This is a genomic window from Pirellulales bacterium (assembly GCA_019694455.1).
Classification (GTDB): domain Bacteria; phylum Planctomycetota; class Planctomycetia; order Pirellulales; family JAEUIK01; genus JAIBBY01.
In genome coordinates this window covers 69,966-85,067 of the sequence record JAIBBY010000015.1, presented here as the reverse complement: position 1 = coordinate 85,067, position 15,102 = coordinate 69,966, and the positions used below count along the sequence as shown (strand labels likewise).

General features: G+C 61.5%; 12 protein-coding genes. 7 read left to right on the top strand and 5 right to left on the bottom strand.

From position 1 onward, the window contains the following. The first annotated feature begins 186 nt into the window (after positions 1-186). Entirely contained in the window at positions 187-582 is a 396-nt protein-coding gene (locus K1X71_08370; GenBank protein MBX7073150.1) for an enhanced serine sensitivity protein SseB C-terminal domain-containing protein, read from the top strand. Positions 583-585: 3 nt separating this feature from the next. Here the strand turns inward: K1X71_08370 and K1X71_08365 are convergent, their stop codons facing one another. The 5 genes from K1X71_08365 to K1X71_08345 form a co-directional block, all read right to left on the bottom strand. After that, entirely contained in the window at positions 586-1,497 is a 912-nt protein-coding gene (locus K1X71_08365) for an NAD(P)-dependent oxidoreductase (protein MBX7073149.1), read from the bottom strand. Positions 1,498-1,727: 230 nt separating this feature from the next. Then, positions 1,728-2,354: a hypothetical protein gene (locus K1X71_08360; GenBank protein ID MBX7073148.1), complete on the bottom strand. Its 627-nt coding sequence runs from the start codon at positions 2,352-2,354 to the stop codon at positions 1,728-1,730. Next, the gene (floA, locus tag K1X71_08355) at positions 2,354-3,418 is read right to left on the bottom strand and encodes a flotillin-like protein FloA (protein ID MBX7073147.1); all 1,065 of its coding nucleotides are present in this window, start codon (positions 3,416-3,418) and stop codon (positions 2,354-2,356) included. The genes K1X71_08360 and floA overlap by 1 nt, the downstream gene beginning before the upstream one ends. Before the next feature lie 138 nt (positions 3,419-3,556). After that, positions 3,557-4,681 (bottom strand): hypothetical protein, encoded by a 1,125-nt coding sequence (locus tag K1X71_08350; protein MBX7073146.1) that lies wholly within the window; start codon positions 4,679-4,681, stop codon positions 3,557-3,559. 277 nt (positions 4,682-4,958) lie between these two features. Next, on the bottom strand, positions 4,959-6,347 hold the full coding sequence (locus tag K1X71_08345) for an undecaprenyl-phosphate glucose phosphotransferase (protein MBX7073145.1): 1,389 nt from the start codon (positions 6,345-6,347) through the stop codon (positions 4,959-4,961). A 506-nt stretch (positions 6,348-6,853) separates the two neighbouring features. On the opposite strand from K1X71_08345, the gene K1X71_08340 reads away from it, so the two are divergent. From K1X71_08340 to K1X71_08315, 6 genes are all read left to right on the top strand, one after another. Continuing rightward, the gene (locus K1X71_08340; protein ID MBX7073144.1) at positions 6,854-7,786 is read left to right on the top strand and encodes a tetratricopeptide repeat protein; all 933 of its coding nucleotides are present in this window, start codon (positions 6,854-6,856) and stop codon (positions 7,784-7,786) included. Beyond that, a complete protein-coding gene (locus K1X71_08335) occupies positions 7,783-10,080 on the top strand; it encodes an HlyD family efflux transporter periplasmic adaptor subunit (protein MBX7073143.1) in 2,298 nt (765 codons plus the stop codon). The genes K1X71_08340 and K1X71_08335 overlap by 4 nt, the downstream gene beginning before the upstream one ends. 31 nt (positions 10,081-10,111) lie before the next feature. Next, on the top strand, positions 10,112-11,131 hold the full coding sequence (locus tag K1X71_08330; protein MBX7073142.1) for a tetratricopeptide repeat protein: 1,020 nt from the start codon (positions 10,112-10,114) through the stop codon (positions 11,129-11,131). Positions 11,132-11,272: 141 nt separating this feature from the next. Continuing rightward, on the top strand, positions 11,273-13,246 hold the full coding sequence (locus tag K1X71_08325) for a radical SAM protein (GenBank protein MBX7073141.1): 1,974 nt from the start codon (positions 11,273-11,275) through the stop codon (positions 13,244-13,246). Positions 13,247-13,302: 56 nt separating this feature from the next. Next, positions 13,303-14,355 (top strand): hypothetical protein, encoded by a 1,053-nt coding sequence (locus K1X71_08320; GenBank protein MBX7073140.1) that lies wholly within the window; start codon positions 13,303-13,305, stop codon positions 14,353-14,355. Positions 14,356-14,367: 12 nt separating this feature from the next. After that, entirely contained in the window at positions 14,368-14,946 is a 579-nt protein-coding gene (locus K1X71_08315) for a sulfotransferase (protein ID MBX7073139.1), read from the top strand. Positions 14,947-15,102: the final 156 nt, after the last annotated feature.

The window sequence follows — 15,102 nt, the reverse complement described above, 5'->3', positions numbered from 1 at the left end:
GAAGTCGCCCCCAGCCTCTAGAGCGCGCTGTTGCCTTTTGGCATCGTGCGTCACAGTCGAGCGCTGCGTTATTGCTCTGCTGCCGCACGGCGGCGCGCCACCCTCTATCATGCGCCAATCTGAGCTAGGCTTGCGCTACTCGACCGCGCGTTCGCGCTTGACCTCTAAACACAGCAGGTTCCTCGCATGGGCTCTTCCTCCTGGCGCCTCGATTGCGATCCCCCCCTCGAATCGGCGGGCTGGCTCAGCGTCGACGTCATCCGCTTTCTCGGCGAGCAAGATGGCCCCCACCAAAGAGAATTCAAACGCCGCGCCGCTGAAAGGTTGCAAGAAACCGCGACCATTCGCCGGGCCTATCTGGCGCGGGTCGCCTACGATCAATCCCCCCGGCAGCATGTCGCGTTGTGCGTCGCCTCGGATGCCGCGCACGAGCTAGACGTCTTTCTCGCCGTTGCCGATCTCTTCGCCGAGATGTTTCCCGGCCATGCCGAGCTCGACCAGTTTCTGCTCGACCCCCAGTTGGAGGCCGGCGCCCGACTCACTTGCCGCCCCTTCTACACGGCGCGGCGCGCCGCCGATTGACGCTCAACCAGTCGGCTTCGCCTGCCAGTCGACTCCCGAGACCTTGGCCAGCGCCAGCACCAAGGCCTGCGTGCCGTCGCGGCCATGCCCCTGCGCCTGCAGCGCGATGTAAAGCTGATTCGCCACCGCCAGCCCCGGCAGCGCCAGGTTCATTCGCCGCGCCTCGGCCAGCGCGATCCCCATATCCTTGATGAAATGCTCCACAAAGAAACCCGGCTTGTAGTCGCCTCGCATCATCCGCGGTCCCAGGTTGGCCAGCGACCAGCTATTCGCCGCGCCAGAAGTCACCGACTCCAGCACCGTCTCCAGGTTGAGCCCCGCGCGATAACCGTAGAGCAGCGCCTCGGTCACTCCCACCATGTAGCTGGCGATCAAGATCTGGTTGACCATCTTGGTGTGCTGTCCTGCCCCGTGCGGCCCTTGATAGACGATCGTCTTGCCCATCGCCTGCCAGCACGGCGCGAGCGCGTCGACCGCCTCCTGGTCCCCGCCAATCATGATCGACAGCCGCGCCTCGCGCGCGCCGACATCGCCCCCCGACACCGGCGCGTCGATGCTGCGCACGCCCTTGGCCCGCGCCGCCTCGGCGATCTCGACTGCCAGCGACGGCTCGCTGGTCGTCATATCGACCAGGATGTTCCCGGCCTTGGAACCGGCCAGCGCGCCGTTGGCGCCCAGCACCGTCTCGCGCACGTCCTGCGGAAAGCCAACGATCGTGAAAATCACATCCGACGCATCGGCCACCGACCTGGGACTGTCGGCCCATTGGGCGCCCTTGGCCAATAGCCCGGCCGCCTTCTCCTTGGTGCGATTGAACACCGTGCAGGCAAACCCCTTGTCGAGCAGGTGTCCGCACATGCTCGCGCCCATCACGCCGGTGCCCACCCAGCCAATCCGCGTCTTGCCTGCCGCGATCTCGATCTTCGCCATCGTCAGATTATCCTGTTGGCTACTGACTCAGTTCATCCTCAGTGTGCCATGTCCACGCTTTGGCGTGGACATGCTCCTTTCGCCGGTCCGCGGCTACGCCGGAATGTGCCCGGCCGCCATGGCGGCCCCTACGCAATGCGTTCGTCATTTCCCCTCGCCCCGCTCGCGGGGAGAGGGTGGCCACAGGCCGGATGAGGGGACTTCCCTAATCTCATTCAATCCCAGTGTTCCGCCGGGCGGCGCAAGATCTCATTCACCAGCATCAACTCTCGCAGTCGATCTCGATTGCGAAACAGTTCCACAAGGTCGAGCCCTTCGCCTGACTGGGCGGTGGTTGCCGCCGTCGCCTGCGCTGTGCTTGGTGCCGATGCCAATCTTCCCAGCGTGCCGACCTGGTGATCCAAATCTTGCTGAACCTTCGCGTCCAGCGACCGCTTCGAAACCTCGTCGCCCATGGCGCTCGCCTTGGGCGCGGCGGCCTGCTTCGGCTTGGGTGGCTTCGCCGTTCGTTGCCCCTTCTGCCCTCCCGCGGGCTGTTGCTTGCGCTTCGGCAATTGCGGCGGCGCTGGCGCCGGTTGTTGTCCTTGCGCCTTTAACTGCGCCTTGCGCAAAAACTCGGCCACCTCGTCCCGCAGGTCCTGCATCGTGCGCGGCGTGTTGCCGGCCGGTCCCCGCCGCACCGCCGGTATCTCCGGGGGGCGCTGCCCTTGCCCCGGAGGAAATTGGTTCCGCATCCGGTTCGTCGCCAGTTTGACGACGAACGAAATGATCATGAACACAAACGCCATCGCCAGCGCAAGCTCATTCGCTTGCGCTAATAACACCGCGCCGAGATTCGCCATCACGAGCCCCTTTCCCCGGCCTTGCCGCCGCGGGGCGAGGTGCTGGTGGCCAGCGAAGTTCGCATATCGGTGTCGGCCTGCACATTGCGCAGTTTGTAATAGTCCAAGATGCCAAGCGAACCAGACTGAAACGCCTCGGCGATCGCCCGCGGCACCTCCGCCTCGGCCTCGACCAGCTTGGCGCGGCTCTCCTCAATGCCGGCGATCATCTCCTGCTCGCGCGCCACCGCCATCGCGCGGCGGCTCTCGGCTTTGGCCTGCGCCACGCGCGTGTCGGCCTCCGCCTGATCGGCCTGCAATCGCGCGCCGATATTGTCCCCCACGTCGATGTCGGCGATGTCGATCGACACGATCTCGAACGCCGTCTGCGAATCAAGCCGCCGCGCCAACACCGCCTTCGAGATGCGGTCCGGGTTCTCCAAAACCTGCGTATGCGTGTCGGCCGAGCCAATCGCGCTCACGATCCCCTCCCCTACCCGCGCGATGATCGTCTCCTCCGTGGCGCCGCCGATCAATTGCAACAGGTTCGCCCGCACCGTCACGCGGGCTTTCACCTTGAGCTGAATGCCGTTCTTCGCCACCGCGTCCAAGGTGTCGCGCGCGCTCGACGCGCCAGGACAATCAATCACCTTGGGGTAAACGCTCGTTTGCACCGCTTCCAACACGCTGCGTCCCGCCAGATCGATGGCGGTGGCCAGCTTGAAATCGAGGTCGATCGTCTTGGCCTTGTTGGCGGCGATGATTGCCTTGATTACCTGCGGCACGTTGCCCCCCGCCAGATAGTGCGCCTCCAAGGCCTTGCTGGTGATGCCTGTCTGCTCGCCCAAACCCGCCTGCACCGCCATGATCTTGCTGCGCACGATCACCGCCGGGTTGATCTTGCGGAAGGTCATCCCCCACAGATCCATGAGGCCGATCCCGGCGCCGCTGGTGACTGACTGAATGTAAAGCCGAAAGTATCGCGTCAGCACCGCCACGAACACTAGGCCCACAATCAATAGCGCGAACAGCGCCAAGAGCCCGGCAATATGCTGCACGCCAATCTGCTGTGCCAAAAGAATCATCGTCGCGCTTCCTTGAGGGGGTCGATGTTGCGGCGCCGCTATCGTACAACAGCGCGCGGCCGCATGGCAGCAGGAATTTGCGACATTCTCGCGCGGCGCCATCGGTGGATGACATGCCGGCCGCCACGAATCTGCTCGTTACCCCGCGCGGCGCTGATGTCCGTCGGGCCGAGTGGCATCACCCTGCGACGGGGGCGCTGTCCCATTCACGTGGCGGCTTGGAAAGAACAGATCAACCGCCGCGAAGAAGCGCTCGTACTCTCCCAGATCGGCGCCTTGCGACCGCAACTTGCCCGCTAGATGCTGCGCAAGATATTGCCCTTCGGGCCACCGCACCGCGATCACTTCGGCCGCGTCCGCCAAAAGCTGATAGAGCCGAGCCCGCGTCAATCCCAGCGCGGCGGCCTTCTCGCGCACGCTGGCCTCGTGCCCCGAAAGGCCCAATCGGTCGTCCACCAGGTCGCCCACCAATTCGCCCAGGTCGCCGCGCACCTGCGCCGCCAGCGGAGTCAACAATTGCCGATCCAACTCGGCCGGACACGGTGGCTCGCTGCGCTCCAGCGCCGCCAACAGCCAGTTTTCGACCTGCCCCGCCAGGCGCGGCTGCAAGCGAATCGCCAAATGGCTCATCGTCCCCAGTCCCGACAGCAAGGCGTACAACTCGTGAAATACCTCCAGCACCGCCGCCACCCGCTTTTCGCCATGCGTCTTGAGCCCGCGAATCTCTCCCAGCGACAGATCGCAATACGCGTTCAACGTGGTGTGCCACAGCACCCGTGGCAGCCGTTCCAACGACGGCGCGAAGCGGCCCAGCGTTTCTTCCTCCAGGTGATATCGTTTCACGCTGTCGCGCCATAGCGACCACGCCGACTCCGATACTCGATCAGCGGCAAAGCCCGCTTCCACCGTCGAATCCGCCGACAACTCGCTATCCAGCGCCGCCAACGCCTCGTCGATCGGGTACGTGCCCGACTCGCCATCCAGATTCGATTCGGCCCGCTCCAACAAATGCACGAGCGCCACCATCTTCTTCTGGCCAACTCCCGGAGTGGCGATCAGCGCGTCAAATGGTGTGTTCAACAACTCATGCAGATTGCGCGACATGAACGCCAACGGTAATCGCCGATCGTGCGGCAACGTCCAATACGCCAGCGGCTGCTGCAGTCGTTCCTGCCGTGGGCTGCCGAGCAGCCGGTCGCGCAATTCTTCAAATCGCGATTGCAAGCGATATTCTGTCACCAGCGAACTACGTTGCGGTTGCATAACCCCTCCCTGAATCAATCCCTGACTCAGTAGGCGCGTGGTTCTTCTCGGACAAAACCGATGGCCGTCGTGGCCATCGCGCTGCCAAGTGTTGCGGCAATCAAGACTTCGCCACGGCCAGCGCGCCGGCCTCTCGAGCCAGTCGCCAAGCCTTCGCTCGTCACAACCTCAAGCAATAGAAGTTGTTGGGGCGAAGCTCCAAACCGTTGCGTCGTCTTGGCCTTTTCTCTGCCGCCGCCCCAGGAGGCGTTTGCGATCAAATTGCGCCGCCGCCAGTTCAATACGCATTGTCCTGTCGAAAACCGCGCCAGAGCGTTAGCCATAAGATCTTTACGTCGAACCACAACGTCCAGTTCGCAATGTAGTAAAGATCGTATTCCACTCGCCGCCGCACTGACGTATTGCCCCGCCAACCGTTAATCTGCGCCCAGCCGGTCATCCCCGACTTCACTTGTTGACGTTGCAAGTAGCCGGGAATCGAACCGCAAAACCGCTCCGCAAAAATCTGCCGTTCGGGACGTGGCCCCACCAGACTCATATCCCCGACCAGCACATTGAACAACTGCGGCAGCTCGTCCAGACTGTACCGCCGGAGCCAATGGCCAATCGCCGTGCATCGCGCGTCGTTCTGATGAGTCCATACCGGGCCTGTCGCCTGCTCAGCGTTGATCCGCATGCTCCGAAACTTCAACATCGAAAATTGCGCGCCGGCCAAACTGGTCCTAGGCTGCCGATACAAGACCGGCCCGCGGCTTGTCAGTTTCACTAGCGCGGCAATCAGCAACATCAGCGGAGAGAACAAAGCCAGCGCCGCGAGCGCGCCAGCCACGTCCAATCCTCGCTTGGTCACCCGCCGCCACCCCGCGTGCGGATCCTCGCGCAGGCTCAAAAAACAGGTCTGCTGCACCTCCAGCATCCGCACCCGCATCCCCGTCAGGCTCGGGATGTCGGGCACCAATTGCACTTCAACCAACAACTGGCTCAACGCCTGATACACGCCACAAAGCTCGCCGTACCGCGCCAGTGGCAAGGCGACGAACACATGATCCACGTCCTGCTGTTCAATAATCGAGGCCAGTTCGTCAATGGATCCCAGCCGCGAAAGCCCAGGCAGCCGAGTGGCGGGATCGTCTTCGACAAAACCAATAGCCTCTAATCCTGTCCAACGATTTTTGTGAATGATTTGCGACACCCGCCGCGCCAAACGCCCCGATCCCACAATCAGCGCGCGCGAATGATTCAGCCCCCGGCTGCGCGCCCGTCGTAGCGCCCCCCACAACAAATAGCGACTGGCCACCAGACCCAATGGCAACAATGCCGCGAAAGTGCCTAGCGCCAATCGCGATTCGTATAGCTCACGCCGGTAAAAAACTGCCGCTACCGCCAGCAGGAACAAGAGCCCGCTCCCCCGTAGCACCACTCCCCACTCGCTCGGCAATTGCCGCAAGCGATGCACGTCGTAGAGTCCTGCTGCGCGATACGCCACCGCCGCAAGAATGAGCAAGAGCGGCAATGGCCGCAGCACCGCATCCAGGTTGGGCACGCCGTCAGGCGCCGGCCAGAAAGTGAACCTCAAGGCGTACGCGATCAACCACGCCGCGACCGTGATCGTCAGATCGCAGGCGAGAAAGACCAGTCCGAGCTTTTCACCATGTCGCCGATACATCCCTGTATCGTCCCACTCAAGGGGGGGTATCAACCGCCGTTACTGGCGATCGGAAGGATTCATTCCAACTTGTAGTCCGGCCATCGAGATTTGGTCAATATCAATATCCAAATCAGTCGCGTTTCGATTGGCCACTTCACATTACCTTCAATCGATATGCCTCCTCGGCTCAGTCCCACACGCTCTGAACTGACCGGCAATTCGAATTCCGAAAACTCCGCTTTCGGCGTCACCGAATGGCGCCGTTGCAACGTATCGCAACCGACTTTGTAGTAAACACTTATGCCGCTAGACAGTCGTCCGAAGCGGGTTGTCGGAGATAGGGTTTTCGGAGTTCTGCCCCCTGTTTTTTGCATTTCGTTGCAATTCAAATCGGTGCGACTTGGTCGGCAATCCCCTTCGGCCATTGAAGCGCAATTCTGATGTTTGCCGGGCCTTTCGACGGGCGGCTATAATGTCGCTCGTCCCTTCTCTCTCGTCTCTTCAAAATGGTCCGGTTGGCCACCATGTCCGACTATGCTCCGCGATTGCGCGCCGTCGGAAAACTGTGGACCGCCCATCTTGCCCAAGCCCAAGTCAACCTGAAATCCGGTCGATTGACCGCTGCGCTGGCAGAAGCGGACTTGGCCTTGGCCCAAAATCCAGAGTACGCGGCAGCCCACTTCCTTAAGAGCCGCGTCCTGATGGCGCAAAAGCAATGGACTCAGGCGGCCGATGCCCTGCGTCTATCACTGCGCCTCGACGGTTCGCAACACGATGCTTGGCTGGCCCTAGCGCATGTTCGCCAGGAACTTGCTCAATACGAAGAGGCCCGAACCGCGGCCGAAAAAGCGCTCAGCCTCGATCCGCAGTCGCCGATCGGCCATTTGTTGCACGGCGCCGCGCTCGCCTCCCTTGGCGACCACCCGCGCGCTTGTGTCGCTTACTTACGCGCGCTCGATCTCGATCCCCTCTTGATTGCCGCGCGTCTGCGATTGGCAAAATTGCTGGCGGCGATAGACGACCTTCCGGCCGCGATCGCGCAGTTGCGCTTGGTTCGCCAGTGCGCGCCCGCCGATCGCGAAGCCCCGCTGTTGTTGGGCGACCTGCTGCGCCGAGCAGGTCACCCGCAACAGGCGGTGGCCGAGTATCGCTCTGCCATTCAAACTCAACCTCTGCAAACCGCCGCCTATTTGCGCATGGGCGACCTGTACGACGATCTGGGACGTCACCTCGAAGCCGCCAACATGTACCGCACGGCAATGACGCTTGATGCGCAGAATCTGGAGTGTCATCGCAAACTGGCCCGAATCTATCTCCGCCAAGGCCAGTTTGAGCAGGCGCAAACGCTCTTGTGCGCCGCGCGACAAATCGACCCGGGTTGCGCTGAAATCACCCATTTGCTCGAAGCGGCGCACGCCCGGCGCGCCGACGCCGATTTCCTGCACGAAACGGTATGAGCGAACAGCCGCGAATTCGCCTGAAATCCGGGGTCACTTTGACCCGCTTGTCGCCGCGACAGTTCGCGCTCTACGACCCGGTTCTTGACTCGCACTTCGAACTGGGTCCCGAAGAACGCTTCATCCTCCATCAACTCACCAGCTCGGAACCAATCGACGGTCTGCCCAACCGCTTTCAGCAGCAGTTTGGCCAGACGATCAGTTGGCGGGCGGTGGCCAACTTTGTTGAGCAGTTGCGGCAACATCAACTTTTGGAAGGTTCGCCGCCACCGGTCGAGTCCCCCGCCACAGGCGGCGCCGACTCGCTCGCCTATCGCCCCGGCCTCAACTTCTTTTTCGATCTATTGGCCTCGCTATTTGGCTGGCTCGTGCATCCACTCGCGCTGGCGCCGGCGTTAATCATCATCGCCGCTGGCGGCGGTGTCTTCTTCCGTTACTACCCAGACATGCTGGTAGATATGCGTTCCGCGTCGTCGCGGCATCTCTTTTTGCCGCTGTTCCTCGCGTCGTTTCTGCAAACCGTGCTTCTGCTCAATTTGCCGCACGCGCTTTTCATCGGCATGGCCGTTCGCCGCCTGGGGGGCTCGGTGCATGGCCTCGGCTTCATGCGCTGGCGCGGCGTTCTGCCGCTGGTGAGAATCGACACCGGTTTGTCGCTCTGGCTGGCGAGCGATCGCGATCGCCGCCGTTTTCTGGTCGCGGAGTTCCTCTTTCCGCTCGTGATGGGCGCCTTGTTCTGCATCGCCTGGCGCCTGGCCGACAGGCACGAAGCGGCCCGCATCTTCTTCACCTTTAATATCGCTCCCTGCATCGTCGGCTTCGTGTTGCTGCAGTGCAATATCTTCGTGATGCACTCCGCCTACTGGGCGCTCTGCGCCCGTATCGGCGACTGGCGTTTGCAAGATCGCGCCAAGGCCGAAACACGCGCCTGGCTGGCCCTGCGACGCTCGCCCGAAGCCCTCACCCACCGCGAGCGATTCTGGCTCCGCCTCTATGGCCTAGGTTACTATGGCGGTCACGGTTTGATCGACCTGGGAGTGATCGTCGCGCTCGGCGCCCTGTTGCTCGCGGGGCGCGGCGACCGCGACCCCACGGTCTTCGTCTTCGCGCTCGGCGCGATAGCCGGCGTGACGCGCGGCTGGAATTTGGGAGCTCGATTCGTGCCCGATCGTTTGCGATGGCTGATGCGTGGCGGTGGCGCGTGGTATGTGCGCTGGCCGTTGCGAATAGCCGTCGTTGCGGCCGTCATTGCCTGCGGCTTCATTCCCTACACGCACGAGATTGGCGGCGAGTTTCGCCTGGCGCCATTGCAAGAACATTCGGCCCGCGCGCAAATCTCGTCGGAAGTCGCGGAAGTCCGCATCAAGGCGGGCGATCGCGTTTCAGGCGGTTCAGTCATCGCGGTGCTGCATGCCCGTGACCAGCGCCGCGATGTGGAAACCACTCGCCACGCGCTGGCCGAGGCGCAAGCCGAATACGATCTGGCGCAGCACGGCTTCCGCAAAGAGCAGGTCGAGCAAGCGCTGCAAGAAGCGGAGATGTATCGCGCGCAACTCGCGCTGCACGAGCGCGAGTTCAATCGAATCTCCAAACTGCACGAGCAAAAGCAATCCACCGACGCTCAGTTCGACAGCGCCAAATTCAATAGAGAAAGCTCAACTCGCCTATTGGCCGGGGCCGAGGAAAAACTGGCCATGCTCAGCGGCGGCAGTCGCGAAGAGGAAATCCGAGCCGCCAAGGCGAAAGCCGAACGACTGGCGGCCGAACTCGCTCATTATGAAACGGAATTGAGCTTGGCCGAAGTCGTGGCCCCTGGCGACGGCCAATGGACCGTCGTCCGCGTTCCGGCCAAGCTTGGGCAATATGTTCACCCCGGCGACCTGATCGCGGTGCTCGACGACGACACCAAACTGCGGGCAGAGATCTTCGCCACCGAGGACGCGGCCGTTTACATCAAAAAGGGGCAATTAGCCAAACTACGCATGCCCGGCTACCACGAGGGAGAACTGCTCACAGCGCGCGTCGACTCAAAGGCTCGTTCGGCGATCCATCGCGATGAGATCGATGTCGATCCCTACCGCACCGATCGCGAGTTCTTGAGCAAAGCCCGCATGACGCGACAAGACGACCGCTATGTCCGAATATACGCCGACTTGGAACACCCGCCTGATGATCTGGTACCCTATATGACCGGACATGCTCGCGTAGTGATATCCGACGATTTGTTATGGCATGCCGTTGCGCGCCCGATTGTGCGATTCGCCCGAACCGAAATTTGGTCGTGGCTGCCGTAACGATGATTTGCGCAAACTGCGGACCGACTGAATGCACCGACCGCTAAGTTATGTCGAAGCGCTTAAGACGGTGGCGCACGCACGCGCCCAAGCGCCCAGCGAGCGCGCGGCGGGTGTGGCGCTTGGTCACTTGGCGCTCGGCAAACAGCTTTACGAGCAGGGCCATTACAGCGAGGCCCTCGGCGAGTTGGAAAGCGCTCTCCAGTGGAACCCGTCACTGCCTGGCGCGCTGTTCTTCAAAGGGTTGGTGCTCGTTGCCTTGGCCCGCTTTTCATCCGCTCGCGACGCCCTTTCCCAATCACTGGCGCTCGAATCGGCCCAACCCTTGGCTTGGCTTGCGCTGGCCTTTGTCGAACAAGAACTGGCCGAACCGTTCGAGGCCTTGATTGCGGTCGAAAACGCGCTCGCCGAAGAACCGCAAAACGGCCGGGCACATCTGCTCAAGGGCAATCTGCTGGCTGCGCTTGGCTCCCCGCGCGAAGCGATGGACGCCTATCGCGAGTCGATTCGTCATGCCCCTACCTTGGCCGCGCCCCGTTTCAAGCTGGCGCGACTCCTGCTGGACGATCAACAAGCCAGTGATGCGTTCAACCAAGCGGCAACTGCCCTGCGCATGAACTGCTTTGATCCACGTTCGCGGATGGCCGCGGGCGAATTGTTCCTGGCCAATGGCGCGCTTCAGGCCGCACTCGTAGAATTCACCGCTGCCGCCGATGTCGATCCTGCGCAATCGCTCCCCCATGCGCGCCGCGGCGCGACCCTCTTTCGGCTCGGTCAATTCGCCGAGGCAGAGGTCGCTCTTAATACTGCCTTGTCGCTCAATCCCAAGGACTACGCCGCCTGCCTCGATCTTGCCCGCGTTGCCCATGCGCTGGGCCGACCAGCGGACGCCGATGCGGCAATCGACCAGGCTCGTCAAATCGATGGCCGCTACCCCGCTTCAGATCGATTACATGAGGAGCTGAATACTACCAAGGACGCAGATTTGACCAATCCCGCACCGGTTATTGCTTCCCTGACAGCCGACATCATCGCTGCGACCGGAAGTTGAATTCCAGGCGCTTGACGAAAAATTGCCAACCCCCACTCGGGAGTTATACTCGAAGCCATCTTTTCACTTGCGCCGGCCCGCGATCGCGACCCCTATTCTGGGCTCGGCGGTCGTCCGTGCTCATTCAAGGGTTTTCGGGCCATGAAGAACATTCTGCTCATTAGCCCCGATGCGGTGAACGAAGCTCTGTGGGTCACGGGCGACGAAACCGAAGTTTGCCAGATCCGCAATAACTTTCCGCCGCTGGGACTGGCTACGGTGGCCGGACTGACGCCGGGCGAAAAGTACCACGTGCAGCTTTGGGACGAGATCGTCCACGGTCGCATCACGTCCGATACCGTTTTTGACCGTCAATACCATCTGGTCGGTGTGACCGGCTACGACATGCACCGCCCGCGGCAGGTGGAGATCGCCAACATCTTTCGCGCGCGCGGCGTGCCAGTGGCCGGCGGCGGCCCGGGGGTTTCAAGTTCCACCGGCGCCTACCGTCCGCATTTTGACATCCTCTTTGTCGGCGAGGTCGAAAACACTTGGCCGCAGTTCCTGCGCGACTGGGAGCAAGGCAGCTACAAGTCCGAGTATTGCCAGATCGACAAGCCCGATCTCGACTCTACGCCGCGACCGGTGTGGGACTCGATCGCCAACGAAATGAAGCACTACGGCTCAGGCGCGGTGCAGACCACGCGCGGCTGTCCCTACGATTGCGAGTTTTGCGATGTGATCTATCTGTTCGGCCGGCGGCAGCGCCATCGCCCCATTCCGATCATCATCGACGAACTTCGCGAACTCGCCAAGTACGGCTTCGAATGGGTCTTCTTTTGCGACGACGAATTCGGCGGCGACCGCAAATACGCCAAGGAGCTATTGCGCGAAATCATCCAGTTCAACGCCACGCTGCCCCGCCCCATGTACTACTCGACTCAGATGTGCATCACCGCCAGCAGCGACCCCGAGTTTTGCCAACTGCTCGCCGCTGCCAATTTTCACATGGTGTTTATCGGCATCGAGTCGGCCAATACCGCCTCGCTCAAAGGCGCCAACAAGCTGCAAAACCTGCGCGGCAATCTGGTCGACAACATTCACACGCTCTTGTCCTACGGCATCGGCATTCGGTCCGGCATGATTGTCGGCTTCGATGAGGACGACCAGTCGATTTTCGACGTGACGACCGATTTTCTGCAAAAGGCCTGCCTGCCGAGCATCGGCATTTACATGCTCAAAGCGCCGATCGGCACCCGTCTTTGGATGCGACTCATGCGCGAGCGCCGCGTGCTCAGTCTGGTCAAAAACAAAAAGCTCGGCCCCGCCCGTGCCAGAACCAACATCCTCCCCAAGCAAATGTCGCGCGTGGAGCTTTACGAGGGCTACCGCCGGCTGCTCGCCAACGTCTATTCTTGGCCCGCGTTCGCCGATCGTATCTGCGGCTTCGCGACCATCGCCCAACAGGCGAAACTCGTCGATCGACTCGTCGCGGTCGATGCGGACGAGCTAATTGCCAAGTTGCAACTGAACGAAGCGGCCGCTGCCGCCACACGGCGCATGCTCGACCACACGCGCGCCGTCGCTCCGCAAATGCTCAAGCGCGTCAAGGACTTGATCGTCCAGTATGCCAAGTACCATGAAACGATTCAGCAAACGATCGTCGAACTCGATGTGAACATCGAGCGCGAACGCTCGGGCGACATCATTCTGGAAATCGACAATCGCGCCATGCCGCTGCCGGTCGGCTTCCGCGAAGAACTGAATCGTGTTCTGCCGCACGTGCATCGACGCATCTATCTGAACTTGGAGAATCGGTCATACCTCACCGACGCGCTGACCGAGGTGTTCGTCGAGTTCTTGCTGCGCATGGGCGATAGCTTCGAGTCCTTCGGCGATCATCACTACACGCTGCTCGACGAGTTGTGCGATCGCAATTGCGCCAAGTACAACCAGGTGCCCGCCGTGTACTTCGTGCCTCTCTCCGATGCGGAAATGAAGGCCGCCAAGGATGTCCCCGACGTCAAGCGAATTCGCCTCGTGGACGACATCTATAAGAGCGTCTTCGAGAAACTTGCCGAGCACCATGTCAGTCTGCAAAAAGCGAGCGACCGGTTGACGGTTGTTGCTGGGTAATTTCTGGTTGAGGGGCTTCCATTCGACTACGCGAACGGCGACGGACTCGTTTGGCTATGGATCGGCGCATCCTCTTTATCGCACTGTTGATCGGTTTGATGAGCTTCTTCAGTTGCCTTGCGGCGGCCTTCGCACCAAAGGGCAACGAGCAAGGCAGTTCGCCCGGCCCCAGTGGCGCGGTGATTGGCGAGCGCGACTACCGCATCCAACTCACCTGGATTCGCGAGGCTGGGCAATACGGGCCCGGCGAGTATGGCCGCCAATTGCGGCATGGCGGCCGGTCTCGTTATTACCAGGTTCACGTGCCGCGCGGCTATCAGCCCGGCCGCCCCACACCGGTGGTGCTCGTGCTGCACGGCGGCGGCGGAAATCCCGATATCGTGCGCTACAACTCACGCATCGACGAAACCTCCGATCAGCACGGGTTTCTGGCGATCTATCCAGCCGCTACCTCTCCCGTCTTCACCGATCGGCTGCTGTTCTGGAATGCCGGCGCGCGGCCCAAGAGTCCCAAGCAGCGTAAAATCGACGACACCGCCTTTATCGCCGCGGTCCTTGATGACGCCGCCCAATACTTTTCCATCGATCCGAAACGGGTCTACGCCACGGGTCTTTCCAATGGCGCGCACATGTGCTACTTGCTCGCGTCAAAATTGTCGGACCGTATCGCGGCGATTGGCCCCGTGGCCGGTCAGCGCGAGGTCGGCCAATACGCGCCCCCTCCTCCCCGACCCATGCCGCTCATTCATTTCCACGGCAAGAAGGATACGTGGGCGCTATTCAACGGTGGCCATTCCAATTCCGATAAGTCGGGCTTCGAAGAATACGAAATCGCCCCCGCCGCTGCCGCTGTCGCCACCTGGGCCAAACACAACGGCTGCGGTCAAGCGCCCGCCGAAACGCGCGTCGGATCGGCCCTTTGTGTGCAATACACCGGTTGCCAGCAGAACGCCGACGTCGTCCTCTGGATCCTCGACGACGGCGGCCACACCTGGCCCGGCGGTCGCACCACGCGCACCGAAGACCGCGCCGGGGTCGGCAAGATCAACACCGACATCAGCGCCTCCGAGGAAATGTGGAAGTTCTTTGAAAGTCACCCCAAGCCGTAAACATCGCCGACTATGAACCCTGATCGCAGTTTCATCACCATCGTCTCCGGTTTGCCGCGCAGCGGCACCTCGATGATGATGCGCATGCTCGAAGCGGGGGGAGTGCCGCCATTAATAGACCACCTGCGCACGGCAGACATCGACAACCCGCGCGGATACTACGAATTTGAGCCCGTCAAAAAGACCAAACAAGACGCAAGCTGGCTCGACAACGCCTCGGGCAAGGTCGTCAAGATGGTTTACCAACTGTTGTACGACTTGCCGGAGGGATACGAGTATCGCGTACTGTTCATGCAGCGTGCCATCGACGAAGTGCTGGCCTCGCAGCGCAAGATGCTGTCGCGTCTAGGTCGCTCTAGCGACGACATGTCGGATACCGCCATGGCACGAATCTTTCGCGGTCAGATCGAGCAGTGCCTCCGCTGGCTCGCTGAGCGCCCCCATTTCCACTATCTGGAAGTCGATTACAACCAGGTGCTCGCCGACCCGATCCGCCAAGTCGGCGCCATCAATGAGTTCCTCGGCGACGGTCTCGACACTCAGGCAATGTGCGAGTGCGTTGAGCCCGAGCTCTATCGCAACCGGGGCTAGCAAAGGCTGCTGCAATCACTGGTGCAGCGTCACAGAATGCCGGTATTATCCACCTAATTGGTAGAGTCCAGTTCGACAGCTTTCTGAACTGGTAAATCTGCGTTCACAAACTTGAATTACCCCCCCCGCTGAGTACATTAGCCAATCGAGCCGAAG